Origin of the sequence: Microbacterium sp. GCS4, from assembly GCF_001262495.1 — a bacterium.
In the GTDB taxonomy this organism is placed as follows: domain Bacteria; phylum Actinomycetota; class Actinomycetes; order Actinomycetales; family Microbacteriaceae; genus Microbacterium.
Genome location: NZ_LGYE01000004.1, coordinates 73,682 through 99,451 on the forward strand (window position 1 = coordinate 73,682; position 25,770 = coordinate 99,451).

23 protein-coding genes and 1 pseudogene are annotated in these 25,770 nt (G+C 69.9%); 17 read left to right on the plus strand and 7 right to left on the minus strand.

What is annotated here, in order from left to right; translation table 11 throughout:
- Positions 1-6: 6 nt before the first annotated feature.
- Together AKH00_RS14320 and AKH00_RS14325 are read right to left on the minus strand one after the other, a co-directional pair.
- Positions 7-510, minus strand: a pseudogene (locus AKH00_RS14320) (Na(+)/H(+) antiporter subunit C); the annotation flags it as partial.
- Entirely contained in the window at positions 510-3,452 is a 2,943-nt protein-coding gene (locus AKH00_RS14325) for a Na+/H+ antiporter subunit A (protein ID WP_050723446.1), read from the minus strand. The pseudogene AKH00_RS14320 and the gene AKH00_RS14325, both read right to left, overlap by 1 nt.
- A 143-nt stretch (positions 3,453-3,595) precedes the next feature.
- On the opposite strand from AKH00_RS14325, the gene AKH00_RS14330 reads away from it, so the two are divergent.
- Together AKH00_RS14330 and AKH00_RS14335 are read left to right on the plus strand one after the other, a co-directional pair.
- Positions 3,596-3,925, plus strand: coding sequence for an L-rhamnose mutarotase (locus AKH00_RS14330; protein ID WP_050723447.1), 330 nt, complete (start codon positions 3,596-3,598; stop codon positions 3,923-3,925).
- 63 nt (positions 3,926-3,988) lie between these two features.
- Positions 3,989-5,488 (plus strand): hypothetical protein, encoded by a 1,500-nt coding sequence (locus tag AKH00_RS14335; protein ID WP_050723448.1) that lies wholly within the window; start codon positions 3,989-3,991, stop codon positions 5,486-5,488.
- A 19-nt stretch (positions 5,489-5,507) separates the two neighbouring features.
- Here the strand turns inward: AKH00_RS14335 and AKH00_RS14340 are convergent, their stop codons facing one another.
- Positions 5,508-6,569 carry a LacI family DNA-binding transcriptional regulator gene (locus tag AKH00_RS14340; protein ID WP_050723449.1) on the minus strand — a complete coding sequence of 354 codons (1,062 nt, stop codon included), beginning with the start codon at positions 6,567-6,569 and terminating at the stop codon, positions 5,508-5,510.
- A 59-nt stretch (positions 6,570-6,628) separates the two neighbouring features.
- Here AKH00_RS14340 and AKH00_RS14345 point away from each other — a divergent pair, with 59 nt between their 5' ends.
- Positions 6,629-7,864, plus strand: a complete 1,236-nt coding sequence (locus AKH00_RS14345) for an MFS transporter (protein WP_050723450.1) — start codon at positions 6,629-6,631, stop codon at positions 7,862-7,864.
- Between the two features lie 34 nt (positions 7,865-7,898).
- On the plus strand, positions 7,899-8,594 hold the full coding sequence (nucS, locus tag AKH00_RS14350; RefSeq protein ID WP_050723451.1) for an endonuclease NucS: 696 nt from the start codon (positions 7,899-7,901) through the stop codon (positions 8,592-8,594).
- Positions 8,595-8,606: 12 nt separating this feature from the next.
- Here the strand turns inward: nucS and AKH00_RS18420 are convergent, their stop codons facing one another.
- Positions 8,607-8,963 carry a hypothetical protein gene (locus tag AKH00_RS18420; protein WP_050723452.1) on the minus strand — a complete coding sequence of 119 codons (357 nt, stop codon included), beginning with the start codon at positions 8,961-8,963 and terminating at the stop codon, positions 8,607-8,609.
- A gap of 129 nt (positions 8,964-9,092) precedes the next feature.
- Here AKH00_RS18420 and AKH00_RS14360 point away from each other — a divergent pair, with 129 nt between their 5' ends.
- Positions 9,093-9,758 carry an HAD hydrolase-like protein gene (locus AKH00_RS14360; protein WP_050723453.1) on the plus strand — a complete coding sequence of 222 codons (666 nt, stop codon included), beginning with the start codon at positions 9,093-9,095 and terminating at the stop codon, positions 9,756-9,758.
- Between the two features lie 154 nt (positions 9,759-9,912).
- Here AKH00_RS14360 and AKH00_RS14365 read toward each other — a convergent pair whose 3' ends face one another.
- Positions 9,913-10,119: a cold-shock protein gene (locus AKH00_RS14365; RefSeq protein WP_050723454.1), complete on the minus strand. Its 207-nt coding sequence runs from the start codon at positions 10,117-10,119 to the stop codon at positions 9,913-9,915.
- A 562-nt stretch (positions 10,120-10,681) separates the two neighbouring features.
- Between AKH00_RS14365 and AKH00_RS14370 the strand changes: the two genes are divergently transcribed.
- Positions 10,682-11,500 carry a shikimate 5-dehydrogenase gene (locus tag AKH00_RS14370; RefSeq protein WP_200903869.1) on the plus strand — a complete coding sequence of 273 codons (819 nt, stop codon included), beginning with the start codon at positions 10,682-10,684 and terminating at the stop codon, positions 11,498-11,500.
- A 3-nt stretch (positions 11,501-11,503) separates the two neighbouring features.
- Here AKH00_RS14370 and AKH00_RS14375 read toward each other — a convergent pair whose 3' ends face one another.
- Entirely contained in the window at positions 11,504-12,691 is a 1,188-nt protein-coding gene (locus tag AKH00_RS14375) for an MFS transporter (RefSeq protein ID WP_050723455.1), read from the minus strand.
- Between the two features lie 128 nt (positions 12,692-12,819).
- Here AKH00_RS14375 and AKH00_RS14380 point away from each other — a divergent pair, with 128 nt between their 5' ends.
- Genes AKH00_RS14380 through AKH00_RS14395 form a run of 4 tightly spaced genes read left to right on the plus strand, consistent with a single transcriptional unit; the run spans position 12,820 to position 16,871 of the window.
- The gene (locus AKH00_RS14380) at positions 12,820-13,269 is read left to right on the plus strand and encodes a MarR family winged helix-turn-helix transcriptional regulator (RefSeq protein WP_050723456.1); all 450 of its coding nucleotides are present in this window, start codon (positions 12,820-12,822) and stop codon (positions 13,267-13,269) included.
- A gap of 20 nt (positions 13,270-13,289) precedes the next feature.
- A complete protein-coding gene (locus AKH00_RS14385; protein ID WP_050723457.1) occupies positions 13,290-15,134 on the plus strand; it encodes a substrate-binding and vWA domain-containing protein in 1,845 nt (614 codons plus the stop codon).
- Positions 15,135-15,141: 7 nt separating this feature from the next.
- The gene (locus AKH00_RS14390) at positions 15,142-16,179 is read left to right on the plus strand and encodes a hypothetical protein (RefSeq protein ID WP_050723458.1); all 1,038 of its coding nucleotides are present in this window, start codon (positions 15,142-15,144) and stop codon (positions 16,177-16,179) included.
- Positions 16,176-16,871: an aspartate/glutamate racemase family protein gene (locus AKH00_RS14395; RefSeq protein WP_050723459.1), complete on the plus strand. Its 696-nt coding sequence runs from the start codon at positions 16,176-16,178 to the stop codon at positions 16,869-16,871. The genes AKH00_RS14390 and AKH00_RS14395 overlap by 4 nt, the downstream gene beginning before the upstream one ends.
- Positions 16,872-16,963: 92 nt before the next feature.
- On the opposite strand, the gene AKH00_RS14400 is transcribed toward AKH00_RS14395, so the two are convergent.
- Positions 16,964-17,929, minus strand: a complete 966-nt coding sequence (locus tag AKH00_RS14400; protein ID WP_050723460.1) for a LacI family DNA-binding transcriptional regulator — start codon at positions 17,927-17,929, stop codon at positions 16,964-16,966.
- A 93-nt stretch (positions 17,930-18,022) separates the two neighbouring features.
- Here AKH00_RS14400 and AKH00_RS14405 point away from each other — a divergent pair, with 93 nt between their 5' ends.
- From AKH00_RS14405 to AKH00_RS14435, 7 genes are all read left to right on the plus strand, one after another.
- Entirely contained in the window at positions 18,023-19,507 is a 1,485-nt protein-coding gene (locus AKH00_RS14405; RefSeq protein WP_050723461.1) for a mannitol dehydrogenase family protein, read from the plus strand.
- Positions 19,504-20,508 (plus strand): L-idonate 5-dehydrogenase, encoded by a 1,005-nt coding sequence (locus tag AKH00_RS14410; RefSeq protein ID WP_050723462.1) that lies wholly within the window; start codon positions 19,504-19,506, stop codon positions 20,506-20,508. The genes AKH00_RS14405 and AKH00_RS14410 overlap by 4 nt, the downstream gene beginning before the upstream one ends.
- Positions 20,509-20,570: 62 nt before the next feature.
- Positions 20,571-21,962 carry an MFS transporter gene (locus tag AKH00_RS14415; protein WP_050723463.1) on the plus strand — a complete coding sequence of 464 codons (1,392 nt, stop codon included), beginning with the start codon at positions 20,571-20,573 and terminating at the stop codon, positions 21,960-21,962.
- 88 nt (positions 21,963-22,050) lie between these two features.
- Positions 22,051-23,277 carry a D-mannonate dehydratase ManD gene (manD, locus tag AKH00_RS14420; protein WP_050723464.1) on the plus strand — a complete coding sequence of 409 codons (1,227 nt, stop codon included), beginning with the start codon at positions 22,051-22,053 and terminating at the stop codon, positions 23,275-23,277.
- Entirely contained in the window at positions 23,267-23,911 is a 645-nt protein-coding gene (locus tag AKH00_RS14425; protein ID WP_050723465.1) for a bifunctional 4-hydroxy-2-oxoglutarate aldolase/2-dehydro-3-deoxy-phosphogluconate aldolase, read from the plus strand. The genes manD and AKH00_RS14425 overlap by 11 nt, the downstream gene beginning before the upstream one ends.
- Positions 23,908-24,873, plus strand: coding sequence for a sugar kinase (locus tag AKH00_RS14430; RefSeq protein WP_235556794.1), 966 nt, complete (start codon positions 23,908-23,910; stop codon positions 24,871-24,873). The genes AKH00_RS14425 and AKH00_RS14430 overlap by 4 nt, the downstream gene beginning before the upstream one ends.
- Positions 24,874-24,967: 94 nt before the next feature.
- The gene (locus AKH00_RS14435) at positions 24,968-25,720 is read left to right on the plus strand and encodes a Pr6Pr family membrane protein (protein ID WP_050723466.1); all 753 of its coding nucleotides are present in this window, start codon (positions 24,968-24,970) and stop codon (positions 25,718-25,720) included.
- Positions 25,721-25,770: the final 50 nt, after the last annotated feature.

Sequence of the window (25,770 nt, forward strand, 5' to 3'; positions counted from 1 at the left end):
GTACGAGCCGTATGCGCGGTCGACCGGGGCGTCGTCGTGGATCGACGGGTGGTCGCGCATGTGCAGCACCGTGATCGGCGCCGTCTGCACGCCCACGAAGTCCGTCGTGGCCTCGTCGTCGTCGATGTCGGCCTCGTCGTCCATGAGGTCCTCGTCGGCATCCGTGCGCTCGCGCAGTGCGATGTCGGCCTCGTCGTCCTCGACCGTGTCCGCCTGTCCGAGCTGCCAGGAGCGGTAGATCAGCGCCAGCAGGAAGGCCGACACCGCGAACGTGATGACGATCGCGGTGAGCGTCAGGGCCTGAGGCAGCGGATCGCTCACATCGCCCTCCGCTCCGTAGAACGGCGCACGGCCCGGAACGCCCATCACGATCAGCAGCAGGATGTTCGTCGCGTTGCCGAGCAGCAGGAAACCGATCAGCACACGCGTGAGGCTGCGCTCGAGCATCGCGTACACGCCGCATCCGAACAGCACGGCCATGATGACGATCAGGGTCAGCGAGACATCCATCAGATGCTCACCCCCCGCTCACGCAACTCCTGCGTCTGCCGGTCGACCTCGGCTCCGAGGCTGCGGAGCACGTCGAGCACGAGGCCGATCACCACGAGGTAGACGCCGATGTCGAAGATCGTCGATGTCACGAACTCCATGTGCCCGATGCCGGGGATCTCCCACTCCCAGAAGGTGCTGGTGAGCGGCGCCATCCCGAAGAACAGCGGCACGATAGCGGTGCCGACCGCGAGGATGAGGCCGGTGCCGAGAAGTCGTCCTGCGTCGGTCGGGGCCGCGGCGCCGAGCTCCCAGCGACCGCCCGCGATGTAGCGCATCACGAGCGCCATGCCCGCGACCAGGCCGCCGGCGAAACCGCCGCCGGGCAGATTGTGGCCCGCGAAGAGCAGGAAGATCGACACGACGATGATCGTGTGGAACAGCACCCGCACGATGACCTCGAGCAGGATCGACCTGTTCTCGGGCTTCATCTTCTGACCGCCGACGAGCCAGGCGCGCGGGCTGCTCTGATTCTCGTTCGTCTGGAACCGCACGCCCTCGGTCGTCTCCACGAGCGGACGGCTGAGCGTGCGGCGACGACGGGTCTTGGGCAGCGTCTTGGTCGCCGCGAGCATGTCGGCGCGGTGCGTGACGAACACGAGGGATGCGACGCCGGTCGCTGCGAGCACCAGCACCGAGAGCTCGCCCATGGTGTCCCACCCGCGGAGGTCGACGAGCGCGACGTTCACGACGTTCTTGCCGTGGCCGATCTCGTACGCGAGCTTCGGGAACATCTCGGAGATCGGGTCCGCGACGCGCGACTGCGTCGCCACGATCGCCACGAGAGCCATCGTCAGGCCCACCCCGATGCCGAGGAGAGCCCGAGGGATGCGTCCGACGGATGCGTTGTGCTCGCCCATCCGCGCCGGCAGACGCCGCAGCACGAGCGCGAACGTCACCATCGTGACGGTCTCGACGAGGATCTGCGTGAGCGCGAGGTCGGGAGCGCCGCTCGTCGCGAACAGCACGACCATGCCGAGGCCTGTGATCGAGACGAGCACGACGCCGGTGTAGCGCTTCTGCGCGCGGACGGCCATGACGCCGGCGGCCGCCATGAGCGGAGCGACCACGATCTGCACGGGCGTGTGCCACGCGGAGAGCTGAAAACGGTCGACGTCGCTCGCGAGGAGCGCGGTGATCTCGGCGGCGACGAACACCACGAAGATCGTGCCGACGTAGACGGGCAGCGAACCGCGCTGCGTGAGCGAGGTCGAGAGCACCGAGAGGCGGTCGACGCCGCGCATCACGAGGTAGTAGACGTCGGCGGCGGTGAACGGGAGCAGCCGGGACTTGCGGTCCCAGCCCGTGCGGAGGGTCAGCAGGAAGACCGCGCCACCGAGGAGGATCGACAGGATCGAGATGCCGAGCGCCGGCTCGAGACCGTGCCACAGCGCGAGGTGACCCGGTCCCTCGACCGCGGCTCCCTCATGGTCGAGCCCCGGCGTCGCGGTGAGGGCGTACCCCTGCAGCGCCTTGTCGAGGGCGGGAGCGCCGATGCCTGCGGCGATCGTGACGCCCGCGAGGATGATCGGGGCCGACAGGAAGCCCACCGGCGGATCCGGCCAGATCGTGTCGGGGATGCGATCGCCCATCGCATCGCGCTTCGACCAGAACGCACCCCAGAGGAAGCGCAGTCCATATGCCGCAGTGAGAATAGACCCCAGGCTGACCCCGATGATCGCGACGAGACCCCACGGAGAACCGCCGATCGCGTCGTCGAGCAGCGCGGTGAGCGTGGACTCCTTCGCGACGAAGCCGATGGTCGGAGCGATCCCGGCCATCGACGCGACCGAGATGAAGGCCGCGGTCGCCATGACGGGGGCCTGGCGACCCACGCCGCTCAACTCGGTGATGTCTCGCGTCGACAGCTGACGGTCGATCACGCCGACGATGAGGAACAGCGCGGACTTGAACAGCGCGTGCCCGATCACGAGCGCCAGACCCGCGAGCGCGCTCGCCTGCGTGCCGTAGCCGACGACGATCGCGAAGAAGCCGAGCTGGCTCACCGTCCCGAACGCCAGGATGCGCTTGAGGTCGGTCTCGCGGAGCGCCTGGATGCCGCCGAGCAGCATCGTGACCACACCGAGGGAGATGATGATCGGCCGCCAGGGACCGGTGAAGGCGAAGATCGGCGCGAACCGGGCGATCAGGTAGATGCCGGCCTTCACCATGGCCGCCGCGTGCAGGTAGGCGCTCACAGGCGTCGGTGCGGCCATGGCGCCGGGGAGCCAGAAGTGGAAGGGGAAGATCGCGGACTTGCTGAGGGCGCCGATCAGGAGCATCACGACCGCGGCATCCACGATCGGTCCCGTCGGCGCGAGCTCGAGGATCTCTCGGATGCTCGTCGTCCCGGCGTCGACCACGAGGAGCACGACGCCGACGAACATCACGAGGCCGCCGAGCGTCGTGACGAGCAGGGCCTGGAGCGCCGCACGGCGGCTCGCGGCGCGACGGCGATAGTGGCCGATCAGGAGGTACGAGAGGATGCTCGTCACCTCCCAGAACATCACCAGCATCACGATGTCGTCGGTGAGGACGAGGCCGTACATGGCTCCGGCGAACGCCAGCAGCACGGCGGAGAACTGGCCGATCCCGGCCGAGTCGTCATGGAAGTACCAGCGGCAGTACAGCAGCACGAGCGCCCCGACGCCCGTGACGATGAGCGTCAGCACCCACCCCAGGACGTCCATGTGCATCGACAGGTTGAGTCCGAGTTGCGGGATCCACGAGATCGACGCGAACGGCGCCGGGCCCTCGAGCACCTGCGGTGTCATGACGAGGGCGTGGACGAATGCCGCTGCGGGAATGAGGGCGGCGATCGCGAACGCCTGCGCGCCCAGCCAGCGCACCAGCACGGGCATCAGGAGGGACCCGAGGAGGAACACGGCGAGGAGCGTCAGCATAAGCGGCTCCTCGGGGCTCGTCGGCCGGGGGATCTCGGCACAGGCGGGCGGGTGTCGAGTACCAGTTTACCTGCCGTGAGGATCCCGTTAGGCCGTACGGTCGATATCGGCCCTCTCCGTGGCCCCCGACGAAAGGCCTCATCATGCGCATCGCCCTGCATTCCGAGATCCGCGAAGGTGCGATCGACGACTACCGCACGAACCACGAGCGCATCCCGGATGCCCTCGCCGACACGTTCGCGCGCATCGGCATCCGGGACTGGACGATCTGGCGCTCCGGCCACCGGCTGTTCCACCTCGTCGAATGCGACGACTGGGATGCCGCGGTCGCCGCACTGGCCGACGATCCGGCCGATCGTGCGTGGCAGGCCGACATCGGCCGGTTCGTGGAGCTGTTCCGTGACGCCGACGGCGCCGAGGGCACGGCCCCCCTCGAACAGGTGTGGGACCTCGCCGCGCAGCGCGTCTCCTGACGCGACATCCCTCGCGCGGGCGGCGACGTCGTCGTGTGAGCGGTCGCGTGGCAGAGTGGGCCCGTGACGCGGACGTGGGTGCGGGAGCTGGCGGGATGGGTGCTGGCACTCGCGGTCGCCCTCGCCGCGGCCGGTGCCGTCGCGTCCTCGGCTCGGGCCGAGCTGCTCTTCCGCGATGGGGACTCGCTGATCGTCGCCCTGCTCTCGAGGTCGCTGCTCGCCGGCGATCCGCTCGACTTGGTTCTGTCGAGCGTGCTGTTCCTGCCGGAGGCTGCGGTGTTCACGGCGCTCGACGCGGTCCTTCCGGTGGGGGTCGACACGCTGCTCGCGGTGAGTGCCGTGCTGAACCTGCTCGCGCTGTACGGCGCGTTCCGCGTCGCGGCCGGGAGCCGACGCGAGGGACGCGCTCCCGTCGCGTGGTCTGTCGTGGCCGTCGCGGTCTTCGGCCTGCTCGCGATGACCGAGACCTCCGCGTCACGCGACGCCCTCGAGCTCGCCTCCTTGCAGCTCACGACGACGTACTACTCGGCGACGGTGGTCGCTGTCGTGCTCTCGATCGGTCTGGTCCGGCGGATGCGCGACGGCAGCGTCCACCGCATCCTGCTCCCGGTCCTGCTCGCCGGGATCGCCGCTGTATCGACGGCATCGAATCCCCTGTACGCAGCGTGGCTCGCTGCCCCGTTGCTCGCGATCCTCCTCGTCGATGCATCGCGCGCCGTCGTTCGCCGACGCTCACTCGCCCTCGTCGTCACCGTGATCGTGGGCGTGGCGGTCGGCTTCGCACTGCGTATTCCCCTGTCGGCATGGATCGCGAACACGGGTGCGGGTTACGTGCAGCCGGGGCAGTGGCCTGAATCGATCGAGTACTACGGCAGGCTCTTCGCGGACCGTCTGCAGGACCCCCTCGGGGTGATCGCACTGCTCGTGGTGGTCGCTCTTCTCGCCCTCGGCGTCGTCCGCACGGTGCGAGCCGCCGACAGCGCATCGCGACTGATCGCCGTCGCGTCGTGGGCCCTGCCGGTCGTCGTGCTGATCGGCGCGATCGCGCTGGGCACCCACGCCGCGCGCTATCTGCAGCCGCTCGCCTTCGCCCCGGTGCTCGCGCTCGTGGCGCACCCGCAGACCCTCCGCATCCCGGCTCGACTGCGGCGGCAGGCGGCAGCGGTCGCCGCGGCCGCTGTCCTCGTCGCCGGCGGGCTGAGCGTGCCTCGACTCGCGGGTGCCGCGGAGCGACCGGATGCCGATCTCGCGTGCGTGACCGACTGGGTCGACGCCTCCCCGCGCATCGGCGCCGGGCAGTTCTGGACCGTGCGGCTGCCGAAGCTCCATCTGAAGGACCCCGCGCAGCTGGTGCAGGTCGATCACCGGCTCGACGGCTACGCCTGGCTCGTGAACCGCACCGACTTCGACGCGCGCGAGGTGACGTTCCTGCTGCAGGATTCGCAGACCGTGCAGTGGGAGCTGCCGGCGGCCGCGGTGCCGGACCGCATCGTGGAGTGCGGCCGCTGGACGATCCTCGACTTCGCGTCGACTCCTCTGCCCCTCGGTCCCGCGCACTCCTAGTCGCGTCGTGGGGCGCGACTCATCGCGCAGGTGCGGCCGTCGTCGTCCCCGGCCGGAACCGGCACGTCAGGTGCAGTGTGACGCCGGCGTCCCCCCGCAGCATCCGTGCGACCTGCTCGCCCGCCGCCCGGCCCTTCTCGACGGCCGGCTGCACGCTCGTCGTGAGCACGAGATCGCCGAGGCCGTCGGCGTCGATGCCGTCGAAGCCCGCGACCGAGAGATCCTCCGGAACGCGGAGCCCGAGCTCCTCGGCGGCGCGGATCACCCCGACCGCGAGCAGGTCGCTCTGCGCGAGGACCCCCGTGGGGCGTGTCACCGGATCCTCGAGGAGCAGCCGTCCGACCGCGAGCCCCTCGTCGATCAGGCTGCCGCCCGCCGACACGGCCGGCGCATCGGGGAAGACCTCTCGCATGCCGGCGAGGCGATCGACCGTGACGTCGACCGTCGCTTTCGCGATCCGCTCGGGGGTCACCGCGCCGCGCTCACGCTCCTGGTCGAGGGGGAGCGTCACGAGGGCGACATCGCGGTGCCCGAGGTCGTACAGGTGTCGCGCGACGTCCGCCGCCGCCGCGGAGTTGTCGAGGGTGATGCGCGGGATGCCCTCCCCCGCGTCGCCCTCGATCACCACGACCGGCAGGCCACGGCCGCGGACGACGTCGAGCGACGCGCGGGTGCGACCCGAGCATCCGATCAGCACGACCGCGTCGACGGGCGCGTTCGACAGCGGCGACCCGTCGTCGCCCGGTTCGTCGCGCATGAGCAGGATGCCCGCGCTCAATTCGGCGAGCCCGTCGGTCAGGCCGTCCATCATGGCGGTGGTCACTGGGTCGAGGAAGGCGGCGCGCAAGTGCCCCTCGAGCACGACGGCGACGATCCCGCTGCGTCCGCGTCGGAGCGAGGCGGCGCGCGGGTCGGGCCCGGTGTAGCCGAGTTCGGCCGCCGCCGCGAGGACCCGCTCGCGAGTGGCTGGCGCGACGTTCGCCTTGCCGCTGAAAACCACGGAGGCCGTCGAGGTGGCCACGCCCGCCTCACGGGCGACGTCGGCGATGGTGGCCCGACGCGCGGGCTCCTGACTCGTCATACTCCGAGGATAACCCGACCTCGACCGCGAGGATCGAATCGATTCGATATGCTGGGCGGATGGACACCGCCCTCACCCGATCGCAGTACGTGCGATGGCGCACCGCGACCTTCGCGATCTTCCTCGCCAGCGGCCTGTCGGTCGCGACCTGGGCGTCCCGCGTGCCCGACCTCAAGATCGCGCTCGAGATCGACAAGGCGCAGGTCGGCATGCTGCTGCTCGGTGCCGGCATCGCCTCGATCATCGGGATCTCGTCGAGCCCCGCGATCATGGCGCGCACCGGCGCGCGCCTCGGCATGATGACGTCGATCGTCACCTTCGCCTCGGGTGTCGCGCTGATCGGGATCGGTGCGAACGTCTTCGGGTCCTACCCCGTCGTCCTGATCGGCCTCGTGCTGTTCGGGCTCGGCAACGGCTGCATCGACGTGATGATGAACGTCGAGGCGACCGCGATCGAGCAGCACGCGGGCAAGACGATCCTGCCCCTGTTCCACGCCTTCTTCAGCTTCGGAACCGTGATCGGCGCGGGAGCCGGCGCCCTCGCCGCCCAACTGCGCATCGACGTGTTCGGTCACACTCTCGCAGTCGCGGTGCTGATCCTCGCCATCGGCATCGTCAGCATCGCGAACGTGCCGCGCCGGGAGGAGGCCCTCGACCGCGGCGCGGACGAGGTCGACAAGCCCCACTGGCGAGAGCGCATGCATGTGGCGCTCTCGGCCTGGCGGGAGCCGCGCACCTACGCGATCGGAGTCGTGATGCTCGGCATGTCCTTCGCCGAGGGTGGCGCGAACGACTGGCTCGCTCTCGGCGTCGCGGAGGATCACGGCGGCGGCACCGCGCTCGGAGCCGCGGCCCTCGCCACGTTCTCGGTCGCGATGACAGCGGTCCGCGTCTTCGGCGGACCGCTCGTCGACCGCCTCGGCCGCGTGATCGTGCTGCGCGTCCTCGCGCTCACGGCGGCAGCCGGCATCCTGCTGTTCATCCTCGCGCCCACTCTCCCGCTCGTGTTCCTCGGGGCGGCGCTGTGGGGCATCGGCGCCTCGCTCGGGTTCCCACTCGGCATGTCGGCGGCGGCGGACGACCCGGCCAAGGCGGCGGCCCGCGTCAGCGCGGCCGCCACGATCGGCTACATCTCCTTCCTCGGCGGCCCCCCGGTGCTCGGCGTCATCAGCGAGCACATCGGGCTCCTGAACACGCTCTTCATCCTCGTGGTGCTCGCGGTGCTGTCCGGCCTGTTCTCGGGTGCCGCCCGCCCGCTGCGCGAGGAGGAGAAGACGCCGGTCGCCGCGGCCTGACATCGCAGACGACGGATGCCGTTAGGCTCGTCGGGTGCGTCTCGTCATCGCCCGCTGCTCCGTCGATTACTCCGGGCGGCTGAATGCCCACCTTCCTCTCGCCACGCGCCTGCTCGTCCACAAGGGCGACGGCAGCCTGCTCGTGCACTCGGACGGCGGCAGCTACAAGCCGTTGAACTGGATGAGCCCTCCCTGCTCGCTCTCTCCCGAGGAGCCCGGGGAGGAGGAGGCCAGTGCCGGCGTCACGGAGGTGTGGCGCGTCACGCACAAGAAGACCGGCGATGCGCTGCGCGTGCAGATCTACGAGATCCTCCACGACTCGAACCATGACCTCGGCGTCGACCCCGGCCTGCAGAAGGACGGCGTGGAGGCTGACCTGCAGCGGCTCCTTGCGGAGCAGGTGGAGCTCGTCGGCGAGGGGACCACGCTCGTGCGGCGCGAGTACCCGACGGCGATCGGCCCCGTGGACCTCTTGGTGCGGGATGCCGAGGGCGCGGCGATCGCGATCGAGGTCAAGCGCCGCGGCGACATCGACGGCGTCGAGCAGCTCACGCGCTACCTCGAACTGCTCGGCCGCGACCCGCACCTCGCGCCGATCACCGGAATCTTCGCCGCCCAGGAGATCAAGCCGCAGGCCCGCGTGCTCGCCGAGGACCGTGGGATCCGCTGCCTCGTCCTCGACTACGACGACATGAAGGGCATCGAGTCGGGCATCCCGCGCCTCTTCTGAGCGCGAGTTCTCTCAGACCTGGGTGAGCAACCGCCGCGGCGGACCTTCGAACCGCGCGATGGAGATCTTTACGTCCACGACCTCCCCGCGGAGGTCCGCGACCTCGGTACGCACCTCCGCGATCTCGCCGCGCACCTCCGCGAATCGGGCGTCGACCTGCCCGAATCGGGCGTCGATCCTGGCGTCCTGCTCTGCGAAACGAGCGTCCATCCGCGCGTCCTGCGCCGCGAACTTCGCGTCGATCCTGGCGTCCTGCTGCGCGAACCGATCATCCATGCGCTTCACGACCCACGCGAATCCTGCGAGCGACGCGGCGATGACCGCGAAGGCGCTGGCCAGCGTGGTGATGACCTCGATCGACACGAACATGCCCCCATCCTGCTCCGCGTCCGCGGAGATGTCACGACCGTAGCCGTGTGAGATCCGGCATCCCGGCATCCGTGGATAAGCCCGTGCGAGCGGAATCTGTGCAGGGGAAGTGCCCATAGGCTGGAGGGCATGGTGCATTCCCCCTACTCGTGCGTGCTCTGGGACGTCGACGGCACGATCGTCGACGCCTCCGTCGGGATCCTCCGACGGCTGAACGTCGCCCTCACGCACTTCGGCCGTCCGGCTCCCACCCGCGAGGAGCTGACGCACTGGATCGGGCCGCCCATGTTCGACTCGTTCCAGGCTCAGGCGGGCATGACACCCGAGCAGTCGACCGAGGCCGTCGCCTTCTATCGGGAGCTGGGCAAGGCCGACGGCTACACGACGGACATCGCGACGTACCCCGGTGTGCCCGCGATCATCCGCGACCTGCATGACGCCGGCGTGCCGCAGGCCACCGCGAGCTCCAAGCCGGAGATCCAGGTCGACGCGATCGTCGACTTCTTCGAGTTGCGCCCGTACTTCCTCACGACGGTCGGCGCCACCCCGGACGAGGCCACTCTGGCCTCCAAGACCGACATCGTCGCCGAGGCGCTGCGGCGTCTGGCCGAGCGCGGAGCGGACGTCTCACGTCCGGTGCTGATCGGCGACCGTCACCACGACGTCGAGGGCGGTGCCGCGAATGGCGTGCCCGTCGTGTTCGTGGACTGGGGCTTCAGCGACGCGCACGAGGGCGACGACGCGGCGTTCCGTGTGAGCACGCCGGACGAGCTGCGCACGCTGCTGCTCGGCTGAGCGATCCGCGGTCGCCGCCGAGCCTCGCCGTCCCGGCGACCGCGTGGCACGACCATGCCCCGACCCGGGTCACTCCCCGCGAAAAGCACAGAACTCCCCGCCGGATGCCGCGATCGCTGCGGCCCCGGTCGGGGAGTTCTCGAGTCGACCGGTCTCAGACCGGGCGGATGTTCTCGGCCTGCAGGCCCTTGGGGCCCTGCGCCACGTCGAACTCGACTCGCTGGTTTTCCTCCAGCGAGCGGTAGCCGGAAGACTGGATGGCGGAGTAGTGCGCGAAAACGTCAGCGCCGCCGTCGTCGGGGGAGATGAAGCCGAAGCCCTTCTCCGAGTTGAACCACTTGACCGTGCCCTGAGTAGCCATTTACTGCCTGTTCTGCTGAAAAAGAAGCCGACGCAGGATGCCCCGACGTGCTCCACGCTAGTGGAGCACGCGCTGAGCGGAAGTCCTGGTTTCAGCCCGTAACCCAAATGTTGCACGAGCGTCATCCGCTGATCGTCGGCGCGGAGCCCGGAAAATGGTGTGGCCCTCACCGCGGGGGGAGCGATGAGGGCCGAAGACGACCGGAGGGTGCGTCAGGATCCACCCTAACCCCTCCGAGGGCGTTCTGTCCCCCATTTGGGGGACAAACGCGAAAAAAGGTCGAAAATCTCCGAGAAGATAGCGGCCCCCTCGAGTGGCGCATTGGGGACTGAGCGACTCGAGGGGGCCCAATCGCATGCACGGATCGCCTTTGCCTCTGGGGAAGGCAGTCCGTCGTCTGGGGTGGACGGAGACGATCAATCCCCTGTGCACGCACTCTCACCATAGGGGAGGAGCGGTGCTGCCGCCATAGGGGGTTGACGCCCGCGCGCGTCGTATGAGACCGCTCCCACGTCTGGCGGCGACGGCGATCCGGATACGTGACGCGGTCTACCCTGGTTCGGTGACCATGCTGAACAAGGACATGACCCTGTGCATCTCGCTGTCCGCGCGGCCGAGCAACAACGGCACGCGCTTCCACAACTTCCTCTATGAGGAGCTCGGACTGAACTGGATCTACAAGGCGTTCGCGCCCACGGACCTCGCCCAGGCGATCGCCGGGGTACGCGGCCTCGGCATCCGCGGGTGCGCGATCTCCATGCCGTTCAAGGAGGACGTGATCGCCCTCGTCGATCGCATGGACCCCTCGGCGACCGCGATCGACTCGGTGAACACGATCGTCAACGACGATGGCGTGCTGACGGCCTACAACACGGACTACAGCGCGATCGCCCAGCTCATCGAACGGAACTCCCTCGACCCGGCATCCACGGTCCTTCTTCGCGGCTCGGGCGGGATGGCGAAGGCGACGGCCGCAGCCTTCCGTGACGCCGGCTTCCGCCGCGTCACGATCGTCGCGCGCAACGAGGAGCGCGGGCGCGCGCTCGCGGACCTGTACGGCTTCTCCTGGGTCGCGGATGCCGCGGATGCCACCGCCGACGTCATCGTCAACATCACCCCCATCGGCATGGCCGGCGGCGCGGACGAGCATGGGCTCTCGTTCGCCGAGGAGCAGATCACCGCGGCTTCGGTGGTGTTCGACGTCGTCGCGCTTCCGGCCGAGACCCCGCTGGTCCGTGCGGGGCGCGCAGCCGGCAAGGTCGTCATCACGGGAGCCGAGGTCGCGACCCTTCAGGCCCTCGAGCAGTTCGTGCTCTACACGGGCATCCGCCCCTCTGCCGCCCAGGTGCAGGCGGCCGAGGAGTACATGCGCGCGCAGTAGCCCTCAGACGACGACCGTGCGCAGCGAGCCGGATGCCGTCGAGAGGGGCCGTCGCGCGGTCACGACCGCGATCACCATGACGACGAGAGCGGATGCCGTGATCACGGCGCCGATCCAGATCGGCGAGGTGTAGCCGAGACCGGCCGAGATCCCGAGGCCTCCGGCCCAGGCGCCGAGGGCGTTGCCCACGTTGAAGGCGCCGATGTTCGCGCCGGAGGCGAGCGTGGGGGCGCCGCCGGCGTAGTGCATGATGCGGGTCTGGAGTCCCGGCACGGTGCCGAAGCCGAATGCGCCCATGACGACGAGGATCGCGATGGTCGCTGGCTGCGACCAGGCGAGCAGCCCGAAGAGCACCAAGACGACCAGCAGCGCCCCGATGAAGAGGAGGAGCGTGCGGTCGAGTGCGCCGTCGGCCAGGCGTCCGCCGACCCAGTTGCCGATCACGAGACCGGCGCCGAACAGCACGAGGAGCCAGGGCACGGCCGCGGCGTCGAAGCCCGAGACGCCGGTGAGCGTGTAGGCGATGTAGGTGAAGGCGCCGAACATGCCGCCGAACGCGAGCGCCGTGACGATCAGCGAGAGCCAGACCTGGCCGGAGCGGAAGGCGCTCAGCTCTCCGCGGAGGCTCACGTGCGCCGCGGAGCCGCGTGGTGCCGAAACGAGCACCGCGATGCCGGCGAACGCGAGCACGCCGATGCCGGAGATGACCCAGAACGTCGCCCGCCACCCGTACTGCTGGCCGATGAAGGTGCCGAAGGGGACGCCGAGGACGTTCGCGGCGGTGAGGCCCGTGAACATGATGGCGATGGCGCGAGCCTTCTTCGCGGGGGCGACGAGCTCTGCCGCGACGACGGAGCCGATGCCGAAGAAGGCTCCATGGCAGAGGGCGGCGACGATGCGCCCGGCCATGGCGGCCGAGTAGTCGGGAGCGATGGCCGTCAGCGCGTTGCCGAGGACGAAGAGGATGAGCAGTCCGAGCAGTACGGGCTTGCGGGGCAGTCGCGTGGTGGCGGCCGTGAGTCCGAGTGCGCCCACCACGACGCTCAGCGCGTAGCCCGAGATGAGCCAGCCTGCCGTGGCTTCGGCGACCCCGAAGTCGTGGGCGACCTCGGGCAGGAGGCCCATGATGACGAACTCCGTGAGTCCGATCCCGAAGGCCCCGATGGCGAGTGCGATGAGTCCGAGTGGCATGGGTGCGTTCCGTGGTCCTCTGCTAAAGTAGTTGCAGACGCGGGATATTGCGTCCGACGCATAATCATTGCACACGCAACTATGCCGCGCAAGCAACTACCCGCGTTCGCACGCGATCGGAGGACACCATGGGCATCTCGGACGACGCCGTCGAGATCCGCGCACGCGGCTGGCGCACCCTCGCCGCACTGCACGGCATCATCGACGCCGAACTCGAACGCGCACTCGGGGCTTCGGTTGGCCTGTCGGTGGTCGAGTACACCGTGCTCGACGCCCTCAGCCGCCAGGACGGCTGGCACATGCGGATGCAGCAGCTCGCCCGCGCAGCCGCTCTCAGCCCGAGTGCGACGACGCGACTCGTGACACGCCTCGAGGACCGGGGCCTGCTCACCCGCATCCTGTGCGCCGACGATCGCCGAGGCATCTACACGGAGTTGACCCCCGCCGGTCGCGCACTGTACGACCGGGCGCACCCGATCCACGACGAGACGCTCGAACGGACTCTCGGCGACGCCGTCACGCAGCCCGAGCTCGCGCCGGTCGTGCACGCCCTGCAGGGGTCGTCCGTCGACGCCTGACCACCGGGTACTCTGGGCGCATGAGCGCGCCTCGCACCGCACGACGCACACCCGCACGACGCACGCCCGCGGCTCTCGCCCTCGCGGCGACGGTGGCGCTGGTGCTCACGGCCTGCACGGCCGGAGGGGAAGACGGCGGCTCAGAGGGCGGCGGCGGGCAGGCATTCCCCGACGACGGCTGCACGCACATCACGGTCGCGACCTCGTCCGAGAAGGTCAACATGCTCGACGAGCTCGCGAAGGCCTTCAAGGACTCCCCCGAGCACGACGACCTCGACACGTGCGCGACCGTGCGTCCCACCAACGTCTCCTCCGGCAACGCGACGCGCTTCCTCACCTCGGGCGAGGACTGGCCGAGCGACGACCGCGCCTTGTGGCCCACGCTGTGGTCGCCCGCCTCCACGGTCTGGACCGACCGCGTCGCCGCAGCGGCCTCCGCGAACCTCGTCGGAGAGCCCGTGTCCTTCACCCGCACGCCCGTCGTCTTCGGGATGCCGGAGCCCATGGCGACCGCGCTCGGCTGGCCGGAGACCCCGATCAGCATCACCGATCTCGAGAACCTCTGCCAGGACCCCGCCGGCTGGGGCAGCGTCGGCAAGGACATCTGGGGCGCGTTCAAGATCTCGAAGACCAACCCGAACACGTCGACGACCGGACTGTCGACCATCCTCATGCAGTCGTACGAGGCCACGGGCAAGAGCGAGGGCCTCACCGCGGCCGACGTCGATGCGTCGGCCGACTTCTCCCGCGTGTTCGAGGAGTGCGTGATCCACTACGGCGACACGACCGGCAACGTGCTCTCGACGCTCTACGACGAGACGCAGAACGGCTCGAACGGGTCGGCGTACGTCTCGGCCGTCGCGCTCGAGGAGACCTCGTTGCTCAACTACAACCAGGGCAACCCCGACTCGCACACCGTGCAGCCCGGGGAGACCCTGACCCCGCCGAAGACGAAGCTGGTGGCGGTGTACCCCGCGGGCGGCTCGATGTGGTCGGACAACCCGGTCACGGTGCTCGGCGCCGACTGGGTGACGCCCGAGCAGCGCACGGCCGGCGAGGCGTTCGCGGCGTTCCTGCAGACCACCGCCGCCCAGAAGATCCTCCCCGACTACGGCTTCCGCCCGCTCGACGAGTCGGTGCCGCTCGGCGACCTCTTCACGGCGAAGTTCGGCGTGGATCCGGCGCTTCCCGCCGTGACCCTGCCGAAGCCGGACGTCGACGTGATCTCCACGGCGATCGACCAGTGGACGCAGGTGCGCAAGCCCTCGTCGGTGCTCGAGCTCATCGACATCTCCGGATCGATGGACGATCCGATCGGTGACGGCCGCTCGCGTCTCGACGGCGCGATCGAGGGCGCGCAGACGACCCTGGACCACTTCCGGTCCACGGACGAGATCGGCGTGTGGGCCTTCACCACGGGGATCTCCTCGGATGCCGGAGAAGGCATAGAGGTGCTGCGCGATGTGACCGCCCTCGGCTCCGACGGTGAGAAGCTCGACTCCTCGCTGGACGATCTGCGCTATGCGCAGCGCAACGGCACCCCACTGTACGACTCGATCCTGCTCGCCTACGAGGCCATGAGCGAGCGAGCCGAGCCCGGGCGCATCAACGCGATCGTCGTGCTCTCCGACGGGGAGGACACCGATTCGGGCATGTCCCTCGACTCGCTGATCGCGAAGATCGGCAAGAGCACGAAGGAGGGCGGCGACGATGCTCCCGTGCGCATATTCCCTATCGCGTATGGAGAGGGCGCCGACACGTCCGCGCTGCAGCGCATCGCCGACGCGACCGGCGGGCAGATGTTCGACGCGTCCGACGCCGAGCGGATCGACCTGGTGTTCGCGTCCGTGATCAACAACTTCTGAGGACGCGATGCCCTCCGTCACCGCATCCGGCAACCCCTGGCTCGACGACGCCCTGGAACAGATCGCGACCCAGAGCGTGTACGTCGACTCCGAGGTCGCAGGCCACACGGCACTCCAGGATCAGCTCGCGAGCGTGGTCCCGTCCGACGGGTCGATCGCGGTCGTCGTGCTGCCCGAGGCAGCCGGGCGGAATCTCCCGTATCAGACCTACATCCTCGAGCGCCTCACGTCCGCGGGCGATCACGACACCGTGATCCTCGCCGTGGGCTCGGATCTGCAGGCGGACTCCTCGGCGATCGACGGAGAGGTGGCGCTGCGCATCGCGAACGAGAACGAGGCGTCGGCCGGCTCCCTCCCCGACGCACTGGTCGAGACCGTGCAGGAGATCTCCGCCGAGACGCCGACCTCCCCGGGAGGGGGCAGCGGCACGGGAGGCGCCGATCTGCTCGTACCGGGTCTGATCGGCGGCGTCGTGCTCCTCGCGGCTGCGTGCGCTGCGATCGGTCTCATCATCCGTCGCCGCCGAAGCCGAGCGACTCCCGCTGCCTCCACAGACCCCATCCCCGCCGGCATCCGTCTGCGCATCGACCGTCTCCGTGAACTGCGCCCGGCCTACGCATCGGTCTCCGGCAACGCGATCGCGGGCGAGACCGCCGCCGGAATCGACACCCTCGCCTCGCACGTCGAGCAGCTGTTCCTCCGCCTCGACGCCAGGGCGGGCGAGGACCAGAGCGTGCTGGCCGAGGCCGAGTACTCCGACAAACTCGCCCGTCTGGTCGCGGCGCTCGAACCCGACTACCTCCTCGACCTGCTCACCCGTCCTGACCTGTGGGATGCGCCGGACGAGCGGATCGGGGAGGTGCGCGAAGCCCTCGCAGCGGTCACGACGCAGATCGTCGACAACATCAAGCAGGTCAACGGCCGCAAGGGCCTGCTGTTCCAGGTGTCGCTGGACTCGCTCATCGGGCGCAGCGAACTGCGCGACTGGGAGCGTCAGTTCGGCGAGAGCACGGCGCAGGATGGGAACACGGGGGACCGCGCATGAAGACGATCGGCGTGCTCGGCGGGATGAGCTGGGAGTCGTCGCTCGAGTGGTACCGCCTCGCGAACGAGCGTGTGCAGGAGAGGCTCGGCGGATACCACTCCGCGCGCATCGTGCTCGACTCAGTCGACTTCGCGGAGATCGAGGCGATGCAGATGCGCGGCGACTGGGCCGCCGCAGGAGACCTCCTCGCGGCACGGGCGCGAGCGCTGGAGGCGGCCGGTGCGGAGATCCTCGTGCTGTGCACCAACACCATGCACCTGGTCGCCGAGCAGATCCAGGATGCCGTCGACATACCGTTCCTGCACATCGGCGACGTGGCCGCGGAGGCCGTCGCGGCGGCGGGCGTGACGAGGGTCGGCCTTCTCGGCACCGCGTTCACGATGGAGCAGCCGTTCTACCGCGAGCGTCTCTCGGCGCACGGACTGTCGGTCGTGGTGCCGGACGCCGACGACCGGGCGCTCGTGCACGCCGTGATCTACGACGAGCTCGTGCACGGCGAGATCCGGGAGGAGTCGCGGCAGCGCTACGCCGAAGTGATCGAGCGTCTCGTGGCGCAGGGCGCGGAGGGGATCATCCTCGGCTGCACCGAGATCGAGCTGCTCGTCTCGGCCGCGGACTCTCCGGTGCCGGTGTTCCCGACCACGGCCCTGCACGTCGAGGTCGCGGTCGATCGCGCGCTCGCCGACGCCTGATCCGCTCCCGCCCGTCTATTTCTGCCGTATGGCAGGAATGCGCCGTCTGTTTCTGCCGTATGGCAGAAACAGACGGTCCTTCCGTCGGCTGGTCAGGCGGCGGGTGCGGCGGTCGAAGCGCGCACGATCAGCTGCGAGGCGAGCGGCGGCACATCGTCGATGGTCTCGCCGGCGATCCGCTGCAGCAGCAGGTCGACGGCGACGGTTCCGCTGCGGTCGATCGGCATCCGCACGGTCGTGAGGGCGGGCGTGACGGCGCCCGCGAGATCGATGTCGTCGATCCCGACGATGCTGATGTCGGCGGGGCAGCGGCGGCCGAGCTCCAGCATCCCGGCCTCGAGTCCCAGCGCGACGAGGTCGTTGTAGGCGACCACAGCAGTCGCCCCGCTGGCTGCGGCAGGGGCGGCCGCCGCGCGTCCGCCCTGGATCGACGCGGCCTGGTGGCTGAGTCGGGTGAGGCGGATGCCGTGGCGCTCGCAGGCCCTGGCGACGGTGTCGGCGCGGCGGACGTCGGCCCAGGAGCCCCGCGGACCCGAGGCGTAGGCGATGTGCGTGTGGCCGAGCGCGGCGAGGTGCTCGATGGCCTGCGCAGGGCCGTGCTCGGTGTCCATGACCACGCACGACGCACCGTCGATGAGCCGGTTGACGACGACGCAGGGGGTGTCGCCGACCAGTTCGAGCACGTCGGCGTCGGGGAGGCGCGGCGAGCAGAGGAGAATGCCGTCGAGCTTGCGCGCCTGCTCGATCTGCTCGCGCTCCCGGCGGAGGTCCTCATCGGCGTCGAACACGACGATGCGGTGCCGACCGTGCCAGGCCTGCCCCTGGATGGCCTTGAGCAGCGTTCCGTACACGGGGTTCGCGACGTCGGGCAGGATCACGCCGAAGGTGCGCGTCGCCGTCGAGGCGCTCTGAGGTGTGGCGTAGCCGAGCTCGGTCGCGGCTTCCAGGACTCGGTCGAGCGTCGCGGGCGCAAGGCGGTCGGGCTCACCGAACGCACGCGACGCGGTCGCGATGGACACGCCCGCGTGTCGTGCCACGTCCGTCAGTGTCGCTGCCACGTCCGCCCCTCCGTCTTTCGTGCAATCCTATGGTCCTGCGCCTCGATGTAAGACCGCTTGACAACTTTGTACAACGCATACACACTGCTTTACATGAGGATCATCGCCGATCACCCCCGGCCGCAGCGCGCATGCATCCTGCACCTCGGTCTCGGGAGCTTCCACCGCGCGCACCAGGCGGTGTACACATACGCCGCACTGCAGGCCGACGGCGGGGACTGGGGCATCGTCGGCGTCGCCTCCCGCTCGCGCACCGTCGTCGACGCGATGCACGCGCAAGGACTCCTCTACACGGTCGCCACGATCTCGCCCGACACCACCTCCCTGTCGGTCCCCGGGGTCCACACCGACGCCTATGTCGCGGCCGACGGCCCCGAGCGCGTCGTGGCGCAGATCGCCGACCCCGGCATCCGCATCGTCACCCTCACGGTGACCGAGAACGGCTACAGCTACTCCCCCGCCACGCAGCGTCTCGACCTCGACGACGAGACCGTGCGGGCGGACCTCCGCGGCGGCGCGCCCCGCTCGACCATCGGGCAGCTCGCCCGCGGCCTCCAGGCCCGTGCGGCGGACGGCGCGCCGATCTCGATCCTCAGCTGCGACAACCTCGCCGCGAACGGCAAGCACACCGAGAAGCTGGTGCGCGAGTTCCTGCAGGAGCTTCCCGGCACCGAGGGCGCCGAGACGCTCGCCTTCCTCGACCGCTCCGTGACGTTCCCCTCGAGCATGGTCGACCGCATCGTCCCGGCGACCACCCCCGAGCTCCGCACGCGTGTGGCGTCGCTCCTCGGCGCGCGCGACGACATCCCCGTTCCGGCCGAGCCGTTCACGATGTGGGCGATCGAGGACTCCTTCGCCGCCGGTCGTCCGGCCTGGGAAGCCGGCGGCGCCGTGTTCACCGACGAGGTCGGCCGCTACGAGCAGATGAAGGTGCGGATGCTCAACGGCACCCACTCGCTCATCGCCTACCTCGGCGCGCTGAGCGGTGCGGCCACGATCCCCGCGGCCGTCGGCATCGACCGCATCCATCGCGCAGCCCGCGGGATCATGCGCGACGAGTACGAGCCGTCGATCGAGCTCCCCTCGGGCGTCGACGTCCGCGCCTACGAGGACGAGCTGTTCGAGCGCTTCGCGAATACGGCGCTCGGTCACCGCACGAGCCAGGTCGGCACCGACGGATCCGTCAAGCTGCGCCAGCGCATCCCCGAGCCGGCCCTCCTGGCGCTGTCGCACGGCGAGATGCCGCACCTCATCGCGCTGACGGTCGCGGGCTACCTGTCGTGCATCGCTCCGCTGCCCGGCTTCGACCCCGGTCTGCACGCCGCCGCGATGACGGATGCCGCGCGCGAGCGCCTCGCCGCTCTCGCCTCCACCGCACGCGACGGCCGCGAACTGGCCCGCCGCGTGATGGGCGAGCTGCACCTGTTCGGCACCGAGCTGGCAGAGCAGGATGCTTTCATCGACCGTGTCGGCGCGCTGACCGACACCATCCGGCGGCAGGGTGTGGATGCCGCGATCGACGACGCGCTGACCGCGGTCGGCTCGCCCCTGACCCCCACGAAGGAGATGCAGCCATGAAGGCTCTCGCCATCCACGGCAAGGAGGACATCCGCTGGGAGGACCGCGAGGTCCCGACCCCCGGCGACGGAGAGGTCCGCCTCCGGGTGAATTACGTCGGCATCTGCGGATCCGACCTGCACTACTACTTCCACGGCGCGAACGGCGAGTACACGATCCAGGAGCCGCTGACCCCCGGTCATGAGCTCTCCGGCGTCGTCGACCTCGACCCGTCGGGTCGTCTGGCCCCCGGCACGCCGGTCACGGTGCACCCCGCGCGCTACGGCCCCTCCGTCCCCGGCCTCGAGGACCGTCCGCATCTGCGCCCCGGCGGCGACTACTTCGGCAGCGCGGCCGCGCATCCGCACCGTCAGGGCGGAGCATCCGAGTTCCTCCTGGTCGAGGAGCACATGATCCGCGTGCTCCCGGCGTCCCTGCCGCTCGAGCGCGCGGCGCTCGCCGAACCGCTGGCCGTCGCGATCCACGCCGTGGGCCTCGCCGGCGACCTCACGGGGAAGCGTGCGCTCGTGATCGGCGCGGGCCCGATCGGACTTCTCGTCGTCGCGGCAGCCGTGCACGCCGGAGCATCCGTCGTCGGGGCGAGCGATGTCCGCGAGGAGCCGCTGGCCCGCGCGCAGTCGCTCGGCGCGACCGAGGTCTCCCTCGTCGGCCGCGACACGATCGACGACGAGTCCTACGACGTCGTGTTCGAGTGCTCGGGGGTGGGCGTCGCCCTCACCCAGGCCGTCCGGGCCGCGCGACGCGCGGGCACGGTCGTGCAGGTCGGGATGCTCGCGAACGCCGAGATCGGCGTGAACCTCGCGCCGATGCTGGCGAAGGAGCTCACGATCCGCGGGGCGTTCCGCTTCTCCACCGAGATCGACGACGCGATCAGGCTGCTGGCCGAGTCCGACGCCCTCGACTCCGTGATCTCCCACGTCCTCCCCGCATCCGACGCCGTCCCGGCCTTCGAGCTCGCCCGCGACTCCTCGGCCTCGGCCAAGGTCCTGCTGTCCCTCTAGTCACACCCGAACGCGCGCCCGACGCGCACATCACCCGTTCCTGGTCCGAAGGAGTACCTCCCATGTCAGAACAGCAGACGACGGCCACGGCCGCCGACCCCACCGCGAAGAGGTCGGTGAAGGACCTCGTCCGTGCCGCGATCTCCGGCTGGCTCGGCACCGCGCTCGAGTTCATGGACTACCAGCTCTACTCGCTGGCAGCCGCACTCGTGTTCGCCGACCTCTTCTTCTCGTCCGAGAACCCCGCCGTGGCCGTGGTCGCGGCGATGGCCACCTACGGCGTCGGCTACGTGGCCCGCCCGGTCGGTGCCTTCTTCTTCGCCCGCATGGGCGACAAGACCGGACGCACGAAGGTCCTGTTCTACACGATCCTTCTGATGGGGCTCGCGACCACGCTGATCGGCGTGCTGCCGACCTACTCGCAGGTGGGTGTCCTCGCACCGATCCTGCTCGTCGTGCTGCGCATCGCGCAGGGCTTCGGCGCGGGTGCGGAGATCTCCGGCGCGGGCGTCATGCTCGCCGAGTACGCCCCGGCCAAGCGCCGCGGCATCATCGCCTCGCTCGTCGCCCTCGGCACCAACTGCGGCACGCTGCTCGCCTCGGGCATCTGGGCGATCCTCCTCGTCGCGTACAGCGAGGACCAGGTCATCGAGTGGGCGTGGCGCATCCCGTTCCTCGCCAGCGCGGTCATCATGCTGTTCGCGATCTGGGTGCGCTTCAACCTCAAGGAGACCCCGGTCTTCGAGGAGCGCGAGGACGTCGTCGACGGCAAGGCCCTGTCGCGCGAGGAGACCATCCAGCTCGCGACCGAGACCAACGACATCCGCACCCTCGAGGCGATGCAGCGCAAGCCCATCAAGGCGTTCGTCATCGCGCTGCTGCTGCGCTTCGGCCAGGCCGGCAACTCGGGCATGATCCAGACCTACCTGATCAGCTACATCACGGTCGTGCTGCTGCTCGACAAGAGCATCGGCGTCAACGCGGTCATCGTGTCCTCGCTCGTCGCGTTCATCACGGTCCCGCTGTCGGGCTGGCTCGGCGACCGCTTCGGCCGCAAGCGCATGTACATGGTGTGGGCGGTCATCGCCCTGATCGTTATCGTCCCGACCATGCTCATGATCAGCAGCAAGGACACGCTGCAGGTGTTCGTCGGCTACGTCGTGCTGCACAACCTCGCGGTCATGAGCTTCGCCTCGCTCGAGAACCTCACGCTCCCCGAGATCTTCGGCGCCCGCAACCGCTACACGTACACGGCTATGGCCCGCGAGATCGCCGCGATCGTCGCGACCGGTGCCGGTCCGGTCATCGCCGCCGCCTGGGTGTCGGCCGCCACCGGCTCGTTCATCCCGATCATCATCATGCTCGGCTTCTTCACGCTCTGCGCGCTCGTGGCGTCGATCATCATGCCCGAGGTGGCCGGTCGCGACCTGACCGACCCGCGCGACGCGGTCTGACCGAGACCGCCCATCCCGACCGGGGCGCGGCCGACCCGAACGGCCGCGCCCCCACCACCTCCGCCCTCATCACCTCCAGGAGAAGACCATGACCATCGAGCTCGTCGACGTCATCATCACCAGCCCGGGACGCAACTTCGTCACGCTCAAGATCACGACCTCGGACGGCATCGTCGGCTGGGGAGACGCGACCCTCAACGGCCGTGAGCTCGCTGTCGCCTCCTATCTGGAGGACCACGTCGCGTCGATGCTCGTCGGCCGCGACGAGGATCGCATCGAGGACACCTGGCAGTACCTCTACCGCGGACCCTACTGGCGTCGCGGCCCCGTGACCATGGCCGCGATCGCCGCGGTGGACATGGCGCTGTGGGATATCAAGGCCAAGAAGGCCGGGATGCCGTTGTACCAGCTGCTCGGAGGCGCGAGCCGCGAGGGCGTCCGCGTCTACGCGCACGCCTCGGGCACCGACTACGCGGCGCTCAAGAACGCGATCGCCGGCTATCAGGAGCTCGGCTACACGGCCGTGCGCGTGCAGACCGGCGTCCCCGGCCTCGGGCAGATCTACGGGGTCTCGAACGCCGGTCCCGGCGTGCGCTACGACTATGAGCCCGCCAAGCGCTCGGGCGCGCGCCCCAGCGAGGAGACCTGGGACACCCGCAACTACCTGAACCACATGCCCGGGATCTTCGCGCAGATCCGCGAGGACTTCGGCACCGACCTCCGCATCCTGCACGACGGCCACCACCGCATGTCGCCCATCGAGGCCGCGCGCTTCGCGAAGGAGATCGAGCCCTACGACCTGTTCTGGCTGGAGGACTGCACCCCCGGCGAGGACCAGACGGCTCTGCGCCTGGTGCGTCAGCACTCCACCACGCCGCTCGCGATCGGCGAGGTCTTCAACTCGGTGTTCGACTACCAGACGCTCATCACCGAGCGCCTGATCGACTACGTGCGCTCGGCCGTCACTCACACGGGCGGCATCACGGCCATGAAGAAGCTCCTCGACTTCGCCGCGGTGTATGGCATCAAGTCCGGCATCCACGGTCCGACCGACATCTCGCCGGTCGGCATGGCCGCGGCGCTGCACCTCGATCTGGCGATCCACAACTTCGGCATCCAGGAGTACATGCCGCACAACGAGCAGACGCTCGAGGTGTTCCAGACGTCCTTCACGTTCGACCAGGGCTTCCTGCACCCGGGCGAGACGCCGGGCCTGGGAGTCGAGCTCGACGAGACGGCCGCGGCCGGCCACGAGTACACGAAGGCGTACCTGCCGGTGAACCGTCTGCTCGACGGGACCGTGCATGACTGGTGAGGCCGGCCGCGAGGCTCTTCCCGCGCGCACGCTCGAGTCGCGGCTCGTCGTCGTCGCCCGCGCACAGCGCGCCGCGGACTACGACGCCGTGCTCGAGGTGCTCGTGGATGCCGGCATCCGCAGCGTCGAGCTCACGCTGACGACGCCCGACACCCTCGCGCACCTGCCGCGCCTGATCGAGCGCTTCGGCGACGTCGTCGACCTCGGCGTGGGGACCGTCACCGACACCGAGGAGCTGAGCGGGGCGATCGCCGCGGGAGCCGCGTACATCGTCACGCCCATCACCGACCGCTCGTTCGTGACGCAGGCTCGGGATGCCGGTGTGCCGATCGTCCCTGGGGGGCTCACGCCCACGGAGCTGTCCGCCTCGTGGTCTGCCGGCGCCTCGGCGGTCAAGGTGTTCCCCGCGGGCCAGGTGGGCCCCGGATACCTCAAGGACCTCCGCGGGCCCTTCCCCGACATCCAGGTCGTCCCGTCCGGCGGCGTCGACCTCGCGGGCGCCGAGGCCTGGCTCGCGGCCGGCGCTGCGGCCGTGAGCGTCGGCGGTCCGCTGCTCGGCGACGCGTTCTCGGGCGGCGACCTCGGCGCCCTGCGCGACCGCGCCGCCGCCTTCGTCGAGGTCTGCGCCCGGTGAGCGGCTCGCCTCTCGCCGCGGTGGTGACCCTGGGCGAGACCATGGCGCTCGTCCGCTCGACCGAGATCGGTTCGCTGAAGCACGCGAACACGCTCGCGCTCGGCATCGGGGGTGCGGAGAGCAACGTCGCGATCGGCCTCTCACGCCTGGGCCACGCCTCGTCGTGGCTGGGTCGCGTCGGCGACGACTCCCTCGGCGAGCGCGTCCTCCGCGAGATCCGCGGGGAGGCCGTCGACGTGCGCGCCGTGGTCGACCCCGCAGCCTCGACCGGACTCATGGTCAAGGAGCGCCCCTCCGCGACATCCACCGCCGTGCACTACTACCGTGCAGGGTCAGCCGGGTCGCGACTGCACCCCGACGACCTGCCCGAGGACTGGGTCGAATCGGCCGAGCTGATGCACGTCACGGGCATCACCCCGCTGCTCTCGGCATCGGCGACGGACGCCGTGCATGCCGCGATCGACCGGGCGCGTGACGCCGGCGTCCGCGTGACCTTCGACGTGAACTACCGTTCCAAGCTCGCCGCGCCCGAGGCCGCCGGCCCGATCCTGCGCGCGATCGCGGAACGCGCCGACATCGTGTTCGGCGGCGAGGAGGAGTTCGCGATCCTCTACCCCGGCACGAGCACCGCCGAGTCCGCGGCCCGGTTGCGGGATGCCGGATGCGCCACGACCGTCGTGAAGCTCGGCCCTGCGGGTGCCGCGGTCGTCACGGCCGACGCCGTGGTCGAAGCGCCCGGTTTCCGCATCGAACCCCTGGACACGGTCGGAGCCGGAGACGCGTTCGTCGCGGGGTACCTCAGCGGTCTGCTCGACGGACTCGACACGGCCGAGACGCTGCGACGCGCGAACGCCTGCGGCGCCCTGGCCTGCCTCGTGCCCGGCGACTGGGAGGCCGCGCCCACGCGTCGCGACCTCGACCGCTTCCTCGCGGGCGGCGCGGGCGATCCCGTGCGACGCTGACCGGCGCGGGACGTGCTCTGGTCAGAGAGGCTGCCGTCCGCAAGGGGTCCGCACAGAGCGCACGGACCGACGCGAAGGCGCGTAGCCTCGAAGCATGTCGAAAGCCGTCGCCACTCCACCCACGGCCATCGATATCCCAGCATCCCGCGAACGCCCGGACCTGTTCTCCGGAGCGGCGGTGAATCTGCGCCCGCTCGCGCTCGCCTACCGGATCGTCGCGCTCGTCGTCATCCTCACCGGCGTCGTGCGCAACGCCGACCTCCTCACCGGCGATCCGTCGTGGACGAGCTTCCTCTACTTCACGATGGTCAGCGACCTGATCTGTCTCGTGTGGATGCTGCTGCTCGTCCTCCGCACGGCGCGCGATCTGAGGAGCTCCGGCCCTCGAGGCACCTCGACCCCGAGCGCACGCTGGGGCGGTGCCGTCATGATGGCGATCACCGTGACGATGCTCATCTACGTGGTCGTGCTCGTGCCGACGCGGATCGACGCGGGTGACACCGACATCTACTCGCTCACCGACACGCTCATCCACATCGTGACGCCGGCCCTGCTGATCGCGGACTGGCTGCTGTTCGTCCCCAAGGGCGCGTTCCGCTGGGTCGACCCGCTGCTGTGGACGCTGATCCCGTTCGCGTACCTCGCCTGGTCTGTGGTCTACGGCGCGCTCGGCGGCGAGTTCGTCGGCGGCGACCGGTACCCGTATCCGTTCCTCGACGTCGACTCCCTCGGGATCGGCGGCGTGCTCACATGGATCGCCGCGCTCACGGTCGCACTCGTCGCGGTCGGATTCGTGTACGTCGTGGTCGATCGGGTTCTCGGCGTCCTCGCCCGCCGCGCCCGCTGACGCGTTTCGTCTCGTCGCTGCGCTCCTCGCTCAACGACCTCTGCCCCGGT

Coding starts and splice junctions, on each gene's coding strand:
- AKH00_RS14365 (WP_050723454.1), bottom strand. CDS start 10,119: ATGGCTACTCAGGGCACGGTCAAGTGGTTCAACTCGGAGAAGGGCTTC.
- AKH00_RS14325 (WP_050723446.1), bottom strand. CDS start 3,452: ATGCTGACGCTCCTCGCCGTGTTCCTCCTCGGGTCCCTCCTGATGCCC.
- AKH00_RS14345 (WP_050723450.1), top strand. CDS start 6,629: ATGGACACCGCCCTCACCCGATCGCAGTACGTGCGATGGCGCACCGCG.
- AKH00_RS14380 (WP_050723456.1), top strand. CDS start 12,820: ATGGGCATCTCGGACGACGCCGTCGAGATCCGCGCACGCGGCTGGCGC.
- AKH00_RS14415 (WP_050723463.1), top strand. CDS start 20,571: ATGTCAGAACAGCAGACGACGGCCACGGCCGCCGACCCCACCGCGAAG.
- manD (WP_050723464.1), top strand. CDS start 22,051: ATGACCATCGAGCTCGTCGACGTCATCATCACCAGCCCGGGACGCAAC.
- AKH00_RS14405 (WP_050723461.1), top strand. CDS start 18,023: ATGAGGATCATCGCCGATCACCCCCGGCCGCAGCGCGCATGCATCCTG.
- AKH00_RS14390 (WP_050723458.1), top strand. CDS start 15,142: ATGCCCTCCGTCACCGCATCCGGCAACCCCTGGCTCGACGACGCCCTG.
- AKH00_RS14410 (WP_050723462.1), top strand. CDS start 19,504: ATGAAGGCTCTCGCCATCCACGGCAAGGAGGACATCCGCTGGGAGGAC.
- AKH00_RS18420 (WP_050723452.1), bottom strand. CDS start 8,963: ATGTTCGTGTCGATCGAGGTCATCACCACGCTGGCCAGCGCCTTCGCG.
- AKH00_RS14360 (WP_050723453.1), top strand. CDS start 9,093: ATGGTGCATTCCCCCTACTCGTGCGTGCTCTGGGACGTCGACGGCACG.
- AKH00_RS14330 (WP_050723447.1), top strand. CDS start 3,596: ATGCGCATCGCCCTGCATTCCGAGATCCGCGAAGGTGCGATCGACGAC.
- AKH00_RS14385 (WP_050723457.1), top strand. CDS start 13,290: ATGAGCGCGCCTCGCACCGCACGACGCACACCCGCACGACGCACGCCC.
- AKH00_RS14425 (WP_050723465.1), top strand. CDS start 23,267: ATGACTGGTGAGGCCGGCCGCGAGGCTCTTCCCGCGCGCACGCTCGAG.
- AKH00_RS14375 (WP_050723455.1), bottom strand. CDS start 12,691: ATGCCACTCGGACTCATCGCACTCGCCATCGGGGCCTTCGGGATCGGA.
- AKH00_RS14435 (WP_050723466.1), top strand. CDS start 24,968: ATGTCGAAAGCCGTCGCCACTCCACCCACGGCCATCGATATCCCAGCA.
- AKH00_RS14340 (WP_050723449.1), bottom strand. CDS start 6,569: ATGACGAGTCAGGAGCCCGCGCGTCGGGCCACCATCGCCGACGTCGCC.
- AKH00_RS14395 (WP_050723459.1), top strand. CDS start 16,176: ATGAAGACGATCGGCGTGCTCGGCGGGATGAGCTGGGAGTCGTCGCTC.